The sequence below is a fragment of the Enterobacter sp. K16B genome (assembly GCF_020216105.1).
Classification (GTDB): domain Bacteria; phylum Pseudomonadota; class Gammaproteobacteria; order Enterobacterales; family Enterobacteriaceae; genus Enterobacter; species Enterobacter sichuanensis.
In genome coordinates this window covers 1-17,380 of sequence record NZ_JAIWJZ010000060.1, presented here as the reverse complement: position 1 = coordinate 17,380, position 17,380 = coordinate 1, and the positions used below count along the sequence as shown (strand labels likewise).

Annotated in this window: 17 protein-coding genes; 9 read left to right on the top strand and 8 right to left on the bottom strand. The window is 54.7% G+C overall.

The annotated features are described in order from the left end of the window. Positions 1 to 23 precede the first annotated feature (23 nt). The 5 genes from dnaE (at position 24) to tilS (ending at position 8,514) form a co-directional block, all read left to right on the top strand. Entirely contained in the window at positions 24 to 3,506 is a 3,483-nt protein-coding gene (gene dnaE, locus LDK53_RS12770) for a DNA polymerase III subunit alpha (protein ID WP_094917980.1), read from the top strand. A gap of 12 nt (positions 3,507 to 3,518) precedes the next feature. Then, positions 3,519 to 4,478, top strand: a complete 960-nt coding sequence (gene accA, locus LDK53_RS12765) for an acetyl-CoA carboxylase carboxyl transferase subunit alpha (protein ID WP_025756826.1) — start codon at positions 3,519 to 3,521, stop codon at positions 4,476 to 4,478. 100 nt (positions 4,479 to 4,578) lie between these two features. Beyond that, complete coding sequence (locus LDK53_RS12760; RefSeq protein WP_095449666.1) at positions 4,579 to 6,711, top strand: lysine decarboxylase LdcC; 2,133 nt, start codon at positions 4,579 to 4,581, stop codon at positions 6,709 to 6,711. 65 nt (positions 6,712 to 6,776) lie between these two features. Next, positions 6,777 to 7,166 carry a VOC family protein gene (locus tag LDK53_RS12755; protein ID WP_025756828.1) on the top strand — a complete coding sequence of 130 codons (390 nt, stop codon included), beginning with the start codon at positions 6,777 to 6,779 and terminating at the stop codon, positions 7,164 to 7,166. A gap of 58 nt (positions 7,167 to 7,224) precedes the next feature. After that, a complete protein-coding gene (gene tilS / locus LDK53_RS12750; RefSeq protein WP_225287333.1) occupies positions 7,225 to 8,514 on the top strand; it encodes a tRNA lysidine(34) synthetase TilS in 1,290 nt (429 codons plus the stop codon). A gap of 28 nt (positions 8,515 to 8,542) precedes the next feature. Here tilS and rof read toward each other — a convergent pair whose 3' ends face one another. Beyond that, positions 8,543 to 8,803, bottom strand: coding sequence for a Rho-binding antiterminator (gene rof / locus LDK53_RS12745; protein WP_025756830.1), 261 nt, complete (start codon positions 8,801 to 8,803; stop codon positions 8,543 to 8,545). Next, positions 8,790 to 8,990: a YaeP family protein gene (locus LDK53_RS12740; protein WP_008501889.1), complete on the bottom strand. Its 201-nt coding sequence runs from the start codon at positions 8,988 to 8,990 to the stop codon at positions 8,790 to 8,792. The genes rof and LDK53_RS12740 overlap by 14 nt, the downstream gene beginning before the upstream one ends. A gap of 196 nt (positions 8,991 to 9,186) precedes the next feature. Here LDK53_RS12740 and LDK53_RS12735 point away from each other — a divergent pair, with 196 nt between their 5' ends. The 3 genes from LDK53_RS12735 to nlpE are packed head-to-tail and all read left to right on the top strand — an operon-like array spanning position 9,187 to position 10,884. Continuing rightward, the gene (locus tag LDK53_RS12735) at positions 9,187 to 9,732 is read left to right on the top strand and encodes a YaeQ family protein (RefSeq protein WP_025756831.1); all 546 of its coding nucleotides are present in this window, start codon (positions 9,187 to 9,189) and stop codon (positions 9,730 to 9,732) included. Beyond that, entirely contained in the window at positions 9,729 to 10,151 is a 423-nt protein-coding gene (gene arfB, locus LDK53_RS12730; RefSeq protein WP_023334585.1) for an alternative ribosome rescue aminoacyl-tRNA hydrolase ArfB, read from the top strand. Before LDK53_RS12735 ends, arfB begins: the two co-directional genes overlap by 4 nt. A gap of 34 nt (positions 10,152 to 10,185) precedes the next feature. Beyond that, positions 10,186 to 10,884 (top strand): envelope stress response activation lipoprotein NlpE, encoded by a 699-nt coding sequence (gene nlpE / locus LDK53_RS12725; protein WP_025756832.1) that lies wholly within the window; start codon positions 10,186 to 10,188, stop codon positions 10,882 to 10,884. Between the two features lie 47 nt (positions 10,885 to 10,931). Here nlpE and proS read toward each other — a convergent pair whose 3' ends face one another. The 6 genes from proS to metN all read right to left on the bottom strand — a co-directional run bounded on the left by proS (position 10,932) and on the right by metN (position 16,511). Then, positions 10,932 to 12,650: a proline--tRNA ligase gene (gene proS / locus LDK53_RS12720; RefSeq protein WP_045285883.1), complete on the bottom strand. Its 1,719-nt coding sequence runs from the start codon at positions 12,648 to 12,650 to the stop codon at positions 10,932 to 10,934. Positions 12,651 to 12,762: 112 nt separating this feature from the next. Next, entirely contained in the window at positions 12,763 to 13,470 is a 708-nt protein-coding gene (gene tsaA / locus LDK53_RS12715) for a tRNA (N6-threonylcarbamoyladenosine(37)-N6)-methyltransferase TrmO (RefSeq protein WP_025756834.1), read from the bottom strand. After that, positions 13,467 to 13,871 carry an Rcs stress response system protein RcsF gene (gene rcsF, locus LDK53_RS12710; protein ID WP_025756835.1) on the bottom strand — a complete coding sequence of 135 codons (405 nt, stop codon included), beginning with the start codon at positions 13,869 to 13,871 and terminating at the stop codon, positions 13,467 to 13,469. The genes tsaA and rcsF overlap by 4 nt, the downstream gene beginning before the upstream one ends. A 106-nt stretch (positions 13,872 to 13,977) precedes the next feature. Next, positions 13,978 to 14,793 carry a methionine ABC transporter substrate-binding lipoprotein MetQ gene (metQ, locus tag LDK53_RS12705; RefSeq protein WP_225287332.1) on the bottom strand — a complete coding sequence of 272 codons (816 nt, stop codon included), beginning with the start codon at positions 14,791 to 14,793 and terminating at the stop codon, positions 13,978 to 13,980. A gap of 40 nt (positions 14,794 to 14,833) precedes the next feature. Continuing rightward, entirely contained in the window at positions 14,834 to 15,487 is a 654-nt protein-coding gene (locus LDK53_RS12700) for a methionine ABC transporter permease MetI (RefSeq protein ID WP_003856130.1), read from the bottom strand. Then, positions 15,480 to 16,511 carry a methionine ABC transporter ATP-binding protein MetN gene (gene metN / locus LDK53_RS12695; RefSeq protein WP_047957791.1) on the bottom strand — a complete coding sequence of 344 codons (1,032 nt, stop codon included), beginning with the start codon at positions 16,509 to 16,511 and terminating at the stop codon, positions 15,480 to 15,482. The genes LDK53_RS12700 and metN overlap by 8 nt, the downstream gene beginning before the upstream one ends. A 188-nt stretch (positions 16,512 to 16,699) precedes the next feature. Here metN and gmhB point away from each other — a divergent pair, with 188 nt between their 5' ends. Then, complete coding sequence (gmhB, locus tag LDK53_RS12690; RefSeq protein ID WP_025756838.1) at positions 16,700 to 17,266, top strand: D-glycero-beta-D-manno-heptose 1,7-bisphosphate 7-phosphatase; 567 nt, start codon at positions 16,700 to 16,702, stop codon at positions 17,264 to 17,266. Positions 17,267 to 17,380 lie beyond the last annotated feature (114 nt).

Here is a 17,380-nt window from a genome sequence, read left to right as displayed (position 1 = left end):
ATTAAGTAACGCGGAATCTGAAGATGGCTGAACCACGTTTCGTACACCTGCGGGTGCATAGCGACTACTCCATGATCGATGGGCTGGCGAAGACCGGGCCGCTGGTAAAAAAGGCGGCCTCTCTTGGCATGCCTGCGCTGGCGATCACCGATTTTACCAACCTGTGTGGCCTGGTGAAGTTCTACGGAACGGCGCATGGCGCGGGGATGAAGCCGATCGTCGGCGCTGATTTTCACGTGCAGAGCGATCTCATCGGCGATGAAATGACGCAAATCTCCGTGCTGGCGATGAACAACACGGGATATCAAAACCTCACGCTGCTTATCTCAAAAGCCTATCAGCGCGGTTATGGCGCGTTAGGGCCGTGGATCGATCGCGACTGGCTGGCGGAGCTGAACGAAGGGCTGCTGCTAATCTCAGGCGGCCGTATGGGTGACGTCGGCAAATCCCTGTTGCGTGGCAATATGGCGCTGGTGGATCAGTGTGTGTCGTTCTATGAAGAGCACTTCCCGGATCGTTATTATCTGGAATTGATCCGTACCGGCCGTCCGGATGAAGAGCGCTATCTCCATGCCGCCGTGGCGCTGGCTGAAGAGCGTGGGTTGCCTGTGGTTGCCACCAACGATGTGCGCTTCCTTGAGGCCGGTGATTTTGACGCCCACGAAATTCGCGTAGCGATCCATGATGGCTTCACCCTTGACGATCCCAAACGTCCGCGCAATTACTCGTCGCAGCAGTATATGCGCAGCGAGGAGGAGATGTGCGAACTCTTCTCCGATATCCCGGAAGCGCTGGAAAACAGCGTTGAGATAGCCAAGCGTTGTAACGTTACCGTTCGCCTCGGCGAATACTTCCTGCCGCAGTTCCCGACGGGAGATATGACCACGGAAGACTTCCTGGTCATGAAATCAAAAGAAGGTCTGGAAGAGCGTCTGGCATTCCTCTTCCCGGATGAAGAAGAACGTAAAAAACGTCGCCCGGAGTATGACGAACGCCTGGATATTGAACTCCAGGTGATTAACCAGATGGGCTTCCCGGGCTACTTCCTGATCGTGATGGAGTTTATCCAGTGGTCGAAGGATAACGGCGTACCGGTCGGACCGGGCCGTGGCTCCGGTGCTGGCTCGCTGGTGGCCTATGCGCTTAAAATCACCGACCTCGATCCGCTGGAATTTGACCTGCTGTTCGAACGTTTTCTTAACCCGGAACGTGTTTCGATGCCCGACTTCGACGTCGACTTCTGCATGGAAAAACGTGACCAGGTTATTGAGCACGTGGCTGACATGTATGGCCGTGACGCGGTATCGCAGATTATTACCTTCGGTACGATGGCGGCAAAAGCGGTTATCCGCGACGTGGGCCGCGTGCTGGGGCATCCGTATGGTTTCGTCGATCGCATCTCTAAACTGGTGCCGCCCGATCCGGGCATGACGCTGGCGAAAGCCTTCGAAGCCGAGCCGCAGCTGCCGGAAATCTACGAAGCGGACGAAGAAGTCAAAGCGCTGATCGACATGGCGCGTAAGCTGGAAGGCGTGACGCGTAACGCCGGTAAGCATGCGGGTGGTGTGGTTATCGCCCCTACCAAAATCACCGATTTTGCGCCGCTCTACTGCGATGAAGCGGGCCAGCATCCGGTAACCCAGTTTGATAAGAACGACGTGGAATACGCCGGGCTGGTGAAGTTCGACTTCCTCGGTCTGCGTACGCTCACCATCATCAACTGGGCGCTGGAGATGATCAACGCCCGCCGCGAAAAGAACGGCGAACCGCCGCTGGATATCGCCGCTATCCCGCTGGATGACAAGAAAAGTTTCGACATGCTGCAGCGCTCGGAGACCACCGCGGTCTTCCAGCTTGAATCCCGCGGCATGAAAGATCTGATTAAGCGTCTGCAGCCTGACTGCTTCGAAGATATGATCGCACTGGTGGCGCTGTTCCGTCCGGGTCCGCTGCAGTCGGGGATGGTGGATAACTTTATCGACCGTAAGCACGGGCGCGAAGAGATTTCCTACCCGGACGTGCAATGGCAGCATGAAAGCCTGAAGCCGGTACTGGAGCCAACATACGGCATCATCCTGTATCAGGAACAGGTTATGCAGATTGCCCAGGTGCTCTCAGGCTATACGCTCGGCGGCGCGGACATGCTGCGTCGTGCGATGGGTAAGAAAAAGCCGGAGGAGATGGCCAAGCAGCGGTCCATCTTCGAAGACGGCGCGAAGAAAAACGGCATTGACGGCGAACTGGCGATGAAAATCTTCGACCTGGTGGAGAAATTCGCCGGGTACGGATTTAACAAATCCCACTCCGCCGCCTATGCTTTGGTTTCGTATCAGACGCTGTGGCTGAAAGCGCACTATCCCGCTGAGTTTATGGCGGCGGTAATGACCGCCGATATGGACAACACCGAGAAGGTCGTGGGGCTGGTGGACGAGTGCTGGCGTATGGGGCTGAAGATCCTGCCGCCGGATATCAACTCAGGCCTTTACCATTTCCACGTTAACGAGCACGGGGAAATTGTCTACGGGATCGGTGCGATCAAAGGCGTGGGCGAGGGGCCGATCGAGGCGATCATCGAAGCGCGTAACAACGGCGGTTATTTCCGCGAGCTGTTCGATCTGTGCGCCCGTACCGATACCAAAAAACTGAACCGCCGCGTACTGGAAAAACTGATCATGTCCGGCGCGTTCGACAGGCTGGGGCCGCACCGCGCGGCGCTGATGAACTCCCTCGGGGACGCCCTGAAAGCGGCGGATCAGCACGCCAAAGCGGAAGCCATTGGCCAGGCGGATATGTTCGGCGTGCTGGCGGAAGAGCCGGAGCAGATCGAACAGTCTTATGCCAACTGTCTGCCGTGGCCAGAACAGGTGGTGCTGGACGGTGAACGTGAAACGCTGGGCTTGTACCTGACGGGTCACCCGATCAACCAGTACATTAAAGAAATTGAGCGCTATGTCGGAGGCTATCGGCTGAAAGACATGCATCCGACAGAACGTGGTAAAATCACCACGGCTGCGGGGCTCGTGATTGCTGCAAGGGTTATGGTCACCAAGCGCGGCAATCGTATCGGCATCTGTACGTTGGATGACCGTTCCGGGCGTCTGGAGGTGATGTTGTTCACCGACGCGCTGGATAAATACCAGCAATTGCTGGAAAAAGACCGCATACTTATCGTCAGCGGACAGGTCAGCTTTGATGACTTCAGTGGGGGGCTTAAAATGACCGCCCGCGAAGTGATGGACATTGACGAAGCCCGGGAAAAATATGCTCGCGGGCTTGCTATCTCGCTGACGGACAGGCAAATTGATGACCAGCTTTTAAACCGACTCCGTCAGTCTCTGGAACCCCACCGCTCGGGGACAATTCCAGTACATCTCTACTATCAGAGGGCGGATGCACGTGCGCGGTTGCGCTTTGGTGCAACGTGGCGTGTCTCTCCGAGCGATCGTTTACTGAACGATCTCCGTGGCCTCATTGGTTCGGAGCAGGTGGAACTGGAGTTTGACTAATACAGGAATACTATGAGTCTGAATTTCCTTGATTTCGAACAGCCGATTGCTGAGCTGGAAGCGAAAATCGATTCTCTGACAGCGGTAAGCCGTCAGGATGAAAAACTGGATATTAACATCGACGAAGAAGTGCATCGTCTGCGCGAAAAAAGCGTAGAGCTGACGCGCAAAATCTTTGCCGATCTCGGCGCATGGCAGGTAGCCCAGCTGGCACGCCACCCGCAGCGTCCGTACACCCTGGATTATGTCCGCCTGGCGTTTGACGAATTTGACGAACTGGCAGGCGATCGCGCATACGCTGACGACAAAGCTATCGTTGGCGGTATCGCGCGTCTGGACGGACGCCCGGTGATGATCATTGGTCATCAGAAAGGTCGTGAAACCAAAGAGAAAATCCGTCGTAACTTTGGTATGCCCGCACCGGAAGGTTACCGTAAAGCCCTGCGTCTGATGGAGATGGCTGAGCGTTTTAATATGCCAATCATCACCTTTATTGACACCCCGGGGGCATACCCTGGCGTGGGCGCGGAAGAACGCGGTCAGTCTGAAGCTATCGCACGTAACCTGCGTGAGATGTCCCGTCTGAAGGTACCGGTCATTTGTACCGTTATTGGTGAAGGCGGTTCCGGCGGCGCGCTGGCGATTGGCGTGGGCGATAAAGTGAATATGCTGCAGTACAGCACCTATTCCGTTATCTCCCCGGAAGGCTGTGCGTCCATTCTGTGGAAAAGTGCCGACAAAGCGCCTCTGGCTGCAGAAGCGATGGGCATCATTGCGCCACGCCTGAAAGAGCTGAAGCTTATTGATTCCATCATTCCGGAACCGCTGGGTGGTGCGCATCGCAAGCCGGAAGCGATGGCGGCTTCCCTGAAAGCGCAGCTGCTGGCTGACCTGGCGGATCTTGATGTGCTGAGCACAGAGGATCTCCTCAATCGTCGTTACCAGCGTCTGATGACCTACGGTTACGCGTAAGCTTCACCATTATCTGAAAAGCCGCACAATGTTGCGGCTTTTTTTATACCTGCCGTTTACCTTAACTATGCTTAGCTAATGTTTTTCAAGGAGGTAAACCGTGAACATCATTGCCATTATGGGGCCGCACGGCGTCTTCTATAAAGACGAGCCCATCAAGGAGCTGGAGCAGGCCCTGCAGGCGCGCGGGTATCAGCTGATCTGGCCGCACAACAGCGCTGACCTGCTGAAGTTCATCGAGCACAACCCGCGTATCTGTGGGGTGATCTTCGACTGGGATGAATATGACCTCGAACTGTGCAGCGATATCAACAAGCTGAACGAATACCTCCCGCTGTACGCATTTATTAATACCCACTCGACCATGGACGTCAGCGCCAATGATATGCGTATGGCGCTGTGGTTCTTTGAATATTCGCTCGGCGTTGCGGAAGATATTGCGACCCGTATTCAACAATATACCGGTGAATATCTCGAAAATATTACCCCGCCGTTTACCCGCGCACTCTTCACCTATGTGAAGGAGGGCAAATATACCTTCTGTACGCCGGGCCATATGGCGGGGACAGCCTATCAAAAGAGCCCGGTGGGCTGCCTGTTCTACGACTTCTTCGGTGGCAACACGCTGAAAGCGGACGTATCCATTTCAGTCACTGAACTGGGCTCTCTGCTCGATCACACCGGCCCGCATCTTGAAGCCGAAGAGTACATCGCCCGCACCTTTGGTGCCGAGCAGAGCTATATGGTCACCAACGGTACTTCGACCTCGAACAAAATCGTCGGGATGTACGCTGCACCTGCTGGCAGCACTCTGCTGATTGACCGTAACTGCCATAAATCGCTGGCACACTTGCTCATGATGAGCGACGTCGTACCGCTCTGGCTGTCGCCCACGCGAAACGCGCTGGGTATTCTAGGCGGTATTCCACGGCGCGAGTTTACGCATGACGCCATTGAAAGCAAGGTTGCGGCCGTCCCCGGTGCAAGCTGGCCTGTCCATGCGGTGATCACCAATTCAACCTATGACGGTCTGCTGTACAACACGGACTGGATCAAAAAGACGCTGGACGTGCCGTCGATCCACTTCGATTCCGCATGGGTACCGTACACCAATTTCCACCCGATTTACGCAGGGAAAAGCGGCATGAGCGGTGAACGCGTACCGGGTAAAGTGTTCTTCGAAACGCAGTCGACGCACAAAATGCTGGCGGCGTTTTCTCAGGCTTCGCTTATTCACATCAAAGGCGAGTACGATGAAGAGACCTTTAACGAAGCCTTTATGATGCACACCACTACCTCACCGAGCTATCCGCTGGTGGCTTCCATTGAAACGGCGGCGGCGATGCTACGCGGTAATCCGGGCAAACGTCTTATTAATCGTTCAGTGGAGAGGGCGCTGCATTTCCGCAAAGAAGTTCAGCGGTTAAAAGAGGAAGCCGACGGCTGGTTCTTTGATATCTGGCAGCCGGAAGAGATTGATGAGGCGGCGTGCTGGCCGGTTTCACCCGGTGAAGGCTGGCATGGCTTCCGGGATGCCGATGGCGATCACATGTTCCTCGATCCGGTAAAAGTGACGATCCTGACGCCGGGTATGGATGAACAGGGCAGGATGAGCGATGAGGGGATCCCGGCCGCGCTGGTGGCGAAGTTCCTTGATGAACGGGGCGTGGTAGTGGAAAAAACGGGCCCCTATAACCTCCTGTTCCTCTTCAGCATTGGGATTGATAAGACCCGGGCGATGGGGCTGTTGCGCGGCCTGATGGAGTTTAAGCGCGCCTACGATCTCAACCTGCGGGTGAAGAATATGCTGCCGGATCTCTACGCGGAGGATCCTGATTTCTACCGCAATATGCGCATTCAGGATCTGGCCCAGGGGATCCACAGGCTGATCCGTCAGCACGATCTGCCGCGCCTCATGCTTCAGGCTTTTGATGTCTTGCCCGAGATGAAACTCACGCCGCACAACGCCTGGCAGCGCCAGGTGAAAGGGGAGGTTGAAACCGTCGAGCTGGAAAACCTGGTCGGACGCGTATCGGCTAACATGATCCTGCCTTATCCACCGGGCGTACCGCTCCTGATGCCAGGAGAGATGATTACCGAAGCGAGCCGGGCCGTGCTCGATTTCCTGCTGATGCTCTGTTCAGTAGGACGTCACTACCCGGGTTTTGAGACGGATATTCACGGGGCGAAGCGCGATGAAAACGGTGTTTACTGGGTGCGAGTCCTAAAATAAAGGTGACCGCTTGCCAGGTACGGGTTTTCGGTTGTAACGTTCAGGCATCATAAAAAGGAGAAGCTATGCTGGGTTTAAAACAGGTTCACCATATTGCGATCATTGCGACCGATTACGCGAAAAGTAAGGCCTTCTACTGCGATATCCTCGGTTTTACGCTGATGAGCGAGGCGTACCGTGAGGAGCGTGACTCCTGGAAGGGCGATCTGGCGTTGAACGGGCAATATGTGATTGAGCTGTTCTCTTTTCCTTTTCCGCCTGCGCGTCCGTCCCGCCCGGAGGCCTGTGGGCTGCGTCATCTGGCCTTCAGCGTTGATGACCTGGATAACGCAGTCAAACATCTGGAAGCGCACGGCGTCGCGTGCGAGGCGATCCGTGTCGATCCGTTCACCGACAAGCGTTTTACCTTTTTCAACGATCCGGACGGTTTGCCGCTGGAGCTTTACCAGCAGTAATGTTTGTCCTGTGTGATAATGCCCGCTCCGTTCGGGCATTTTTTATGTGTAATTTCCTATGACCTTACCCGCAATCGCACAAGCCGTTTCACCCTACCGCCAGCTGCTGGTGGGGTTTAGCGGTGGTCTGGATTCCACCGTTCTGCTCCATCGTCTTAAATGCTGGCGCGACCAGGAACCCGATGTCGAGCTTCGGGCAATGCATATTCATCATGGATTAAGTCCTCACGCAGAGGCGTGGGTGGCGCACTGTGAAGCCTTGTGTGCAGCCTGGGCAATCCCACTGCTTGTGGAGCGCGTCACGCTTAAGGATGAGGGGCTGGGCGTTGAGGCGCAGGCGCGTAAAGCCCGCTATGCTGCGTTTGCCGGCGCGCTACAGCCTGGCGAAGCGTTGGTCACGGCCCAGCATCTGGATGACCAGTGCGAAACCTTTTTGCTGGCGCTTAAGCGGGGCAGCGGGCCGGCGGGGCTTTCAGCCATGCCGGAGCGGGCTGAGTTTGCCGGGACGCAATTACTGCGCCCACTGCTTGGCGAAACGCGTGCGTCGCTGGAAGCCTGGGCACGAGAACATCAACTGAACTGGATTGACGATGATAGCAACCAGGATGACGGCTATGACCGTAACTTTCTGCGTTTGCGCGTTCTCCCGCTTTTGCGCGAGCGCTGGCCGCATTTTGCCGATGCGACAGCAAGAAGCGCCATACTGTGCGCAGAACAGGAATCATTGCTCGATGAGCTGTTAAGTGAAGAGCTGGCTGAACTGATCTCTGAAAATGGGGCGCTGGCAATTGCACCGCTGCAAGGGAGAAGCCCGGTACGTCGCGCCGCACTGTTACGACGCTGGCTGGCCTCGCATCACGCGGTGATGCCGTCGCGGGCAATGCTGAGCCGCATCTGGGACGAAGTCGCCCTGGCGCGGGAAGATGCTGCTCCTTGCGTACACCTGAACGGTTTTGACGTAAGACGCTTTAAAGGTGAGCTCTGGTGGGTAAAATCGATGCCCTCACTCACTGATGTGGTGCTCGACTGGTCTTCCCCTGACGCACCGCTGATATTGCCCTGTGAGATCGGGCGTGTAACTCTGGTGCCGTCTGGGCATGTGCGACTGCCTGCGTCAGAAGAGCCGGTAACCGTTCGCTTTAAGGCTGGCGGCATGCTGCATATCGTTGGGCGTAACGGGGGACGCAAGCTTAAGAAGATCTGGCAGGAGTGCAACGTGCCGCCATGGCTGCGCGACACCACGCCGCTGCTGTTTTACGGTGAAACGCTGATTGCTGCTGCGGGTGTGTTCATCACGGAAGCGGGGTGGTCGGAAGAGGGCGTCAGTTTTGAGTGGCAGAAAGCGTAACGGGCAGCCAGGCTGCCCGTTAGTCTCATCAGGATTCGCTCACCACGACGGTGCCGATTTGCGGGTGGCTGAAGCTGGCAATTTTATCCAGACGCAGCTCACGCGTCGCCCCGCCATCTTCCACTACCAGATATTCCACATTCTTACGTGAAACCAGATCGCTGGCTTTCGCCTTCAACACTTCGCCATCTTTTAGCTCCAGCGTCAGTATTAAATGATGCTGGCAGGCGAGTTCGAGGTTGTCATAGTCATCACAATTGATGGGTTGATAGGTATCATTCATCGACATAATCGCTCACCAGTAAATTCGCCGCAGCATACGCTGCTTTTTCCCTGACCGACTCTGAAAGGCTCTCATCAGAGGCCACTTCATTAAGCACTTTCAATACACAGCCCAACGCGTCCGGGACATACCCCAGATCTCCGCTGGCGATTTCCGCATACCGTTTGCGAATTAACTCACAATAATTGTTCACATCCCCTCCCGCCAGCGCACTGACTTACTGTGAGATCTCATTAAGCCTACGAAGATAAACTCGGTTTAGCAAGGTGACTATACCATACTCATTTAAGCAATATCAGAGCCTTGATAGTGGTGTATTTATCACCCCGTAACAGCCTTTTGCCGCTGTTTTCGCTACAATGTGCGCCTGAATCGAATGGAGTTCTCTCATGGCGCTGAAAGCGACAATTTATAAAGCAGTGGTCAATGTGGCCGATCTTGATCGCAACCAGTTTCTGGATGCGTCGCTGACCCTGGCTCGCCACCCTTCCGAAACCCAGGAGCGCATGATGCTGCGTCTGCTGGCGTGGATTAAGTACGCCGACGAGCGGCTGCAATTTACCCGTGGGCTAAGCGCTGAAGATGAGCCTGAAGCCTGGCTGCGCAACGACCATCTGGGTATCGATTTGTGGATCGAACTTGGTCTGCCGGATGAACGCAGAATGAAGAAGGCCTGCACGCAATCCGCAGAAGTGGCCTTATTCGCATATAATCAGCGCGCTGCAGAGATTTGGTGGCAGCAAAACAAGAGCAAGTGCGCACAGTTTAAAAATCTTACGGTCTGGTATCTGGATGATGAGCAGCTGGCGCAGCTGAGCGAATTCGCTGGCCGGACCATGGTTTTGCAGGCGACGATTCAGGATGGTGCCATCTGGCTCTCTGATTCTCAGAATAATCTGGAAATTCATTTAACGGCGTGGCAGCCCGCGTCATGATCGTCTTGTCCCGAAACGTCAGCATCCCTGACAGCGAGCTGGAGATCACCGCCATCCGTGCGCAGGGGGCTGGCGGGCAGCACGTCAACAAGGCGTCGACGGCTATCCATTTGCGTTTTGACATTCGGGCTTCAAGCCTGCCAGAGTATTACAAAGAAAGCCTGCTCGCCGCCAGCCATCACCTCATTACCAGCGATGGCGTGATGGTGATTAAAGCTCAGGAATACCGCAGCCAGGAGTTAAACCGGGAAGCGGCAATAGCCAGGCTGGTGGCGGTCATCAAAGAATTAACGACGGTACAAAAAAGCCGTCGGGCCACGCGGCCAACCCGCGCATCGAAAGAGCGCCGGCTGTCCTCGAAGGCTCAGAAATCCACAGTGAAAGCACTACGCGGTAAAGTTCGTCGCCCGACAGAGTGACGAAAGGGAACACAATTTTCATAAGGAATTCATTGTGAAAAAAGCATTATTGTCAGCGCTGGCGGTGAGTACGCTGTTTGCGCTTTTTGGGTGTAACAACCGTTCTGAAACGCAGGTTTTGCAGCCCGCGCAGAATGAAGAGTTAAAGCCGATGCAGCAGAGCTGGCGCGGTGTATTGCCTTGCGCAGACTGTGAGGGTATTGAAACCTCTCTGTTCCTGCAAAAAGACGGAACCTGGGTGATGAATCAGCGCTATCAGGGCGCGAAAGAACCTTCGTCATTTGCCTCTTACGGGACATGGGCGCGAACGGCGGAGAAGCTGGTTCTGACGGATACCGCCGGCGAGAAAACGTATTTCCGCGCCAAAGGCGAGGGGATGGAGATGCTGGATCGCGAAGGCAATCCTATCGAATCCCAGTTCAACTATACGCTGGCGCCGGTAAAAGCGGCCCTGCCTGCGACGCCAATGGCAATGCGGGGAATGTATTTCTACATGGCGGATGCGGCGATATTCACCGACTGCGCAACCGGCAGGAAAGTCAGCGTGGCAAACAATGCTCAGCTTGAACGCGATTATGCCGTGGCGCGTGGCAATGACAGTAAGCCGGTATTACTGACGGTTGACGGTCACTTTACGCTGGAGCCCAACCCGGATAGCGGAGAGATGGTGAAAACGCTGGTGGCAGATAAAGACGCGAAGTTTGTCGCGGGCAAAGACTGTAACAGCAAATAAGCTGACGTTGAGCCATTAAAAAACCCCGCCTGAGCGGGGTTTTTTGTTTAGCCCTTGATGGCTTTAACCAGGTAATCAAGAATGTCGCCGGTCTTGATCATCTGTTTTTCGCCGCTGCGACGGTATTTGTATTCAATCTCGTCGCTGTCCAGGTTACGGTCGCCGATGACGACAGTGTGCGGAATACCGATCAGTTCCATATCGGCAAACATCACGCCTGGACGCTCTTTACGGTCGTCCATCAGCACTTCGATACCCTGAGCGCGCAGCTCGGCGTACAGTTTCTCGGCCAGCTCCTGCACACGGTAAGATTTGTGCATGTTCATTGGCAGAATAGCCACCTGGAACGGCGCGATGTTGTCCGGCCAGACGATGCCACGCTCGTCGTAGTTCTGCTCAATCGCCGCAGCCACCACACGCGTCACCCCGATACCGTAGCAACCCATGGTCAGGATCTGGTTACGGCCATCTTCACCCTGAACCGCGGCGTTCAGTGCACGAGAGTATTTGTCACCCAACTGGAAGATGTGACCGACTTCGATACCGCGCTTGATCATCAGAGTACCCTGGCCATCCGGGCTTGGATCGCCTGCGACCACGTTACGGATGTCTGCCACTTCAGGGGTTGCGACGTCGCGATCCCAGTTGATGCCGAAGTAGTGTTTACCGTCGATGTTCGCGCCCGCGGAGAAATCGCTCATCGCGGCTACCGTGCGGTCAATAACCACAGGTACTGGCATATTCACCGGACCCAGCGAGCCTGGACCTGCATTTACCACGGCACGGATTTCCGCTTCCGTTGCGAAGGTCAGCGGGCTGGCGACCTGCGGCAGCTTCTCTGCTTTCACTTCGTTCAGCTCGTGATCGCCACGTACCAGCAGGGCTACCAGCGGGTAAGCGCTTCCTTCGGTGGATTTCACCAGCAGCGTTTTCACGGTTTTTTCGACAGGCAGGTTGAACTGCTCAACCAGCTCGGCAATGGTTTTCGCGTTTGGCGTATCTACCAGCGTCATTTCCTGCGTTGCGGCAGCACGAGGTTCTTTTGGTGCCAGTGCTTCTGCAAACTCGATATTCGCCGCGTAGTCAGATGAGTCAGAGAAGATCACATCGTCTTCACCGCTCTGTGCCAGCACCTGGAATTCATGGGATGCGCTACCGCCGATGGAGCCGGTATCGGCCTGCACAGCACGGAAATCCAGTCCCATGCGGGAGAAGATTTTGCTGTATGCCTCGTACATTTTGTCGTAGGTCTCTTGCAGGGATTCCTGAGAGGTATGGAAAGAGTAGGCGTCTTTCATCAGGAATTCGCGAGAACGCATTACGCCGAAACGTGGGCGAACTTCGTCACGGAATTTGGTCTGGATCTGGAAGAAGTTCAGCGGCAGCTGTTTGTAAGAGCTCAGCTCATTACGAATCAGGTCGGTGATGACTTCTTCATGCGTTGGGCCGAGAACGAACGGACGCTCGCCACGATCGACAAAGCGCAGCAGTTCAGGACCATACTGTTCCCAACGACCGCTCTCCTGCCACAGGTCAGCGGGCTGAACCACAGGCATGGACACCTCGATAGCACCGGCGTTGTTCATCTCTTCACGCACGATGTTTTCGACTTTTTTCAGGACGCGCACGCCGGTCGGCAGCCAGGTGTATAACCCGGAGGCCAGCTTGCGGATCATCCCGGCGCGCAGCATCAGCTGATGGCTGATCACTTCGGCGTCGGCAGGCGTCTCCTTCAGAGTGGAGAGCAGATATTGGCTAGTACGCATGTTGTTACGGTTCCATTTCGACGATTGGAACAGGCTGAAACACCAGCCTGACACAAAAAAAGTGGTTTAGTTTACCAGTGTGGCAAAGATGCCAAAAGAGAGGAGAACAAAATTACCTGGGTTCAAGAGCAAACACTTCAAAACCTGCCCCGGTGACGCGCCAGCGAACGTTAAAATCGAGCAGCCAGACGGCGTACGTTTTTCCTGCTTCCTCTTCTTTACGGTAGGCCGGACGGGGGTCCTGCGCCAGCACTTCGGTGATGAAATTCCGCAAACGAGGATAGCGTTTCTCCAGCTGACTGAGCTGCGAGTCTATCTCAGGGGTAAACCAGACCGGCATATCCGCCTGGGGAGCATCCTGAGCATAACTTGCGCGCGCGTTCGGGAGGGCTTCGGCAAAAGGCAAATAGGGTTTGATGTCGATAACCGGCGTGCCGTCGACCAGATCCAGGCTACCCAACTCGAGTACCACCTGATCTTTCTGGCAACGTATGCCTTTCAGCTCAACCAGCGACATGCCAACCGGGTTTGGACGGAAAGTCGAGCGAGTCGCAAACACGCCCATTCTCGCATTTCCGCCAAGACGAGGAGGACGCACGGTAGGACGCCAGCCGCCTTCCATCGTCTGGTGAAACACGAACACCACCCAGAGATGGCTAAAGGCATCGAGCCCGCGCACCGCATCAGCCTGATTGTAAGGGGCTATCAGGTGAAGCTCGCCGCTACCGCTGGTAACAAGACCGGGCTGGCGGGGCACGGCGAACTTCTCTTTATAAGGAGAGTGGATAATGCCTATCTGTTCGAACTGAAATGCACTCATTTCGCCGTAATGTTCAGCGCAGATCCGATGCAGACCGCCTGACGGTAGCAGCCTGGTGTGCCGCTGGTCACTTCGCAGCTGTGCAGCAGGACCGCATTGGCTTTCATTTTTGCCGCGTTAATCTGCATACGTTTACGCGCGGTCGGAATATTCGGTGGTGAGTCCTGATTGGTCGCCTGACAAGATTCACCGCTCACTTCACCCAGCTCACGGAACGGTTTACCAACGAGTTCGTCCGCCTTCGTGATGATGCGAACTGGCGCAGCGCGAACCACTTTCGGTTTCGCAGGCTCGGTTTTTGGCGGGGTTGCCGTGCTTTGAACAGGTTCAACGGGAGATCTGCTTAGCATAGAACAGCCGCTCAGCATGAGTGCTAAAAGACAGATCGGTAAAGCACGCATAATATTTCCTCAATGGATAATCAAAACGTCAGATATTGAATCAGTTGCCTGCACAAATGACAAGACGGGCATAAGCCCGTCCTGATGATATTACACTGAGGTGAGATTACCAGCCTTTAACCGCGCCGCCGTTAAACACTTTGTTGGCTTCCTGGTAAACTTCTTCAGACTGATAGGCCTGAACGAACTTTTTCACGTTTTCCGCGTCTTTGTTGTCTTCGCGAGTCACGATCAGGTTTACGTATGGGGAGTCTTTATCCTCAACGAAGATACCGTCTTTCGCTGGCGTCAGGCCAATCTGGCTGGCGTAGGTGGTGTTGATAACGGCCAGCGCAATCTGCGCATCATCCAGGGAACGTGGCAGCTGAGGCGCTTCCAGTTCCACAATTTTCAGATTTTTCGGGTTCTCGGTTACATCCAGAACGGTCGGCAGCAGGCCCACACCGTCTTTCAGTTTGATCAGGCCCACTTTCTGCAGGAGCAGCAGGGAACGGCCGAGGTTGGTTGGGTCGTTTGGCACGGCAACCTGAGAGCCTGGCTGCAGCTCGTCCAGCGATTTAATTTTTTTGGAGTAACCGGCGATTGGATACACGAAGGTGTTGCCTACTGCCACCAGTTTATAGCCACGGTCTTTGATCTGCTGATCCAGGTAAGGCTTATGCTGGAAGGCGTTCGCATCGATATCGCCTTTGCTCAGCGCTTCGTTCGGCAGAACATAATCGTTAAAGGTCACCAGCTCAACGTCCAGACCATACTTCTCTTTTGCCACTTTCTGCGCGACTTCCGCGACCTGCTGTTCTGCACCCACGATAACGCCCACTTTAATGTGGTTCGGATCTTTTTCGTCCTGACCGCAACCCACCAGTGCCAGAGAGCCGATTAGCGCGCCTACTGCTGCAAGGGTCTTTAATTTAAACGCCATGTTTTATCCTTAACTCGTCGAGTTTGTGTTGTGTGTAACGTTATTTGTGCGTAACGGCCCGGACGATGCGATCGCCAGAGAACTGGATTAAATAAACCAGAACAACCAGCAATACCAGAACGGTATTCATCACGGTAGCGTTATATCCAATATAGCCGTACTGGTAACCAATCTGACCTAAACCACCGGCACCGACGGCACCACCCATCGCGGAATACCCCACCAGGGTGATAAGCGTAATGGTAGCGGCATTCACCAGGCCCGGCAGTGCTTCAGGGAGCAGGACTTTGCGAACGATCTGCATTGGCGTGGCACCCATCGCGCGGGACGCTTCGATCAAACCGGTTGGAATCTCCAGCAGGGCGTTTTCCACCATACGAGCGATAAACGGCGCGGCACCGACGGTCAGCGGAACGATGGCCGCCTGCAGTCCGATAGAGGTCCCGACGATCACGCGGGTAAATGGAATCATCCACACCAGCAAAATAATGAACGGGATAGAACGGAAGATGTTTACCAGCGCAGAGAGCGTGCGGTACAGCTTCGCGTTCTCAATGATTTGACCCGGACGCGTTACGTACAGCAGCACGCCGACCGGCAGGCCAATGACAAAACCAAAAAAGCCAGAGACAAAGGTCATTGCCAGCGTTTCCCAAACGCCGCGAACCAGTAGCCACATCATCGGCTCAGACATAACCCAGTACCTCTACTTTTACGTGATGTTCTTGCAGCCAGGCAATGGCTGCCTGGGTTTCTTCTTGTGTGCCGTGCATTTCTGTCAACATGATGCCGAACTTCACGCCACCGGCGTAATCCATCTGCGCGCTAATGATGTTGTTGTTCACGTTAAAGCGACGCGCGGTTTCGGAAAGCAGGGGTGCATCAACGGACTGACCGGTAAACTCCATGCGTAGCATCGGGACGCTGTCAGCTGTCGGTTCTGTTTTCAACCGTTCCAGATAATCTTCCGGAATATCCAGGTGCAGCGTGGACTGGATGAACTGCTGCGCGAGCGGGGTTTTCGGATGGGAGAACACTTCGCTTACCGTGTCCTGCTCAATCAGTTCGCCATTGCTGATCACCGCGACGCAATCACAGATGCGTTTCACGACGTCCATTTCATGGGTAATCAGAAGGATCGTCAGGCCCAGGCGACGGTTAATGTCCTTCAGCAGTTCCAGAATAGAACGCGTGGTGGCCGGGTCTAATGCGCTGGTGGCTTCATCGCACAGCAATACTTTAGGATTGCTGGCCAGCGCGCGGGCAATGGCCACACGTTGCTTTTGCCCACCAGACAGATTTGCCGGGTAACTATCCTGTTTGTCGCCCAGACCGACAAGGTCGAGCAGTTCGGTGACGCGACGCTTCACTTCTTCTTTCGGCGTGTTATCCAGCTCAAGCGGCAGGGCGACGTTGCCGAAAACGGTGCGGGATGCCAGCAGATTAAAGTGCTGGAAAATCATGCCAATCTGACGACGCGCTTTAGTGAGTTCTTTCTCTGAAAGCGCGGTAAGCTCTTGCCCGCCAACTTCTACACTACCCTGGGTTGGGCGCTCAAGCAGGTTAACACAACGGATCAGCGTGCTTTTACCTGCACCCGATGCGCCAATGACGCCATAAATCTGACCAGCAGGAACATGCAGGCTGACGTTGTTCAGCGCCTGAATGGTTCGGTTCCCCTGCTGGAACACTTTGGTGATATTGGAAAGTTTAATCATTAGATTATTTTTATCGTATGTAAGTTAGCCGTGGCATTTTCTTCTGCCAGATACGGGTGATGACCGTAAACAAAACGGATGTTAAGGCATCCAGACGTCTAAATCAATCCAACTCTGTGCGATGGGCACTTTATTGCGCTGCGATTCATGAGATACTAGCTGAACATGCCTTTTTCAGGAGCAAACCGGTGGCAAAATCAGTACCCGCAATTTTTCTCGACCGTGACGGCACTATTAATGTGGATCACGGTTATGTTCATGAGATTGATGAGTTCGAGTTTATCGAGGGCGTAATAGAGGCAATGCGCCAGCTGAAAGAGATGGGTTATGCGCTGGTGGTGGTAACGAACCAGTCCGGTATTGCGCGGGGTAAATTCACCGAAGCGCAGTTCGAGACGCTGACCGAATGGATGGACTGGTCCCTGGCTGACCGTGGGGTGGATCTTGATGGTATCTATTATTGTCCGCACCACCCACAGGGGAGTGTAGAAGAGTATCGTCAGACCTGTGACTGCCGTAAACCGCATCCGGGGATGTTCATCTCTGCGCAAGAGTTCCTGCACATTGATATGGCTGCTTCTTATATGGTGGGCGATAAACTGGAAGATATGCAGGCAGCAGCGGCTGCGGGCGTGGGCACCAAAATATTGGTTCGCACCGGTAAGCCAGTCACGCCAGAAGCGGAGAAAGCGGCGGATTGGGTGATTAATAGTCTGGCGGACCTGCCAAAAGAAATTAAAAAGCACCAAAACTAGTCTTTTTGGTGAAAAGATGAGCGGTTGAAATAAAAATGCATTTTTCCGCTTGTCATTCCTCGGCGGCCCCCTATAATGCGCCTCCATCGACACGGCGGATGTGAATCACTTCAC

Bases quoted from the DNA above. Each gene is read 5' to 3' on its own strand.
- dnaE (WP_094917980.1), top strand. From the start codon at position 24: ATGGCTGAACCACGTTTCGTACACCTGCGGGTGCATAGCGACTACTCC.
- accA (WP_025756826.1), top strand. From the start codon at position 3,519: ATGAGTCTGAATTTCCTTGATTTCGAACAGCCGATTGCTGAGCTGGAA.
- LDK53_RS12755 (WP_025756828.1), top strand. From the start codon at position 6,777: ATGCTGGGTTTAAAACAGGTTCACCATATTGCGATCATTGCGACCGAT.
- tilS (WP_225287333.1), top strand. From the start codon at position 7,225: ATGACCTTACCCGCAATCGCACAAGCCGTTTCACCCTACCGCCAGCTG.
- rof (WP_025756830.1), bottom strand. From the start codon at position 8,803: ATGTCGATGAATGATACCTATCAACCCATCAATTGTGATGACTATGAC.
- LDK53_RS12735 (WP_025756831.1), top strand. From the start codon at position 9,187: ATGGCGCTGAAAGCGACAATTTATAAAGCAGTGGTCAATGTGGCCGAT.
- arfB (WP_023334585.1), top strand. From the start codon at position 9,729: ATGATCGTCTTGTCCCGAAACGTCAGCATCCCTGACAGCGAGCTGGAG.
- proS (WP_045285883.1), bottom strand. From the start codon at position 12,650: ATGCGTACTAGCCAATATCTGCTCTCCACTCTGAAGGAGACGCCTGCC.
- tsaA (WP_025756834.1), bottom strand. From the start codon at position 13,470: ATGAGTGCATTTCAGTTCGAACAGATAGGCATTATCCACTCTCCTTAT.
- rcsF (WP_025756835.1), bottom strand. From the start codon at position 13,871: ATGCGTGCTTTACCGATCTGTCTTTTAGCACTCATGCTGAGCGGCTGT.
- metQ (WP_225287332.1), bottom strand. From the start codon at position 14,793: ATGGCGTTTAAATTAAAGACCCTTGCAGCAGTAGGCGCGCTAATCGGC.
- LDK53_RS12700 (WP_003856130.1), bottom strand. From the start codon at position 15,487: ATGTCTGAGCCGATGATGTGGCTACTGGTTCGCGGCGTTTGGGAAACG.
- metN (WP_047957791.1), bottom strand. From the start codon at position 16,511: ATGATTAAACTTTCCAATATCACCAAAGTGTTCCAGCAGGGGAACCGA.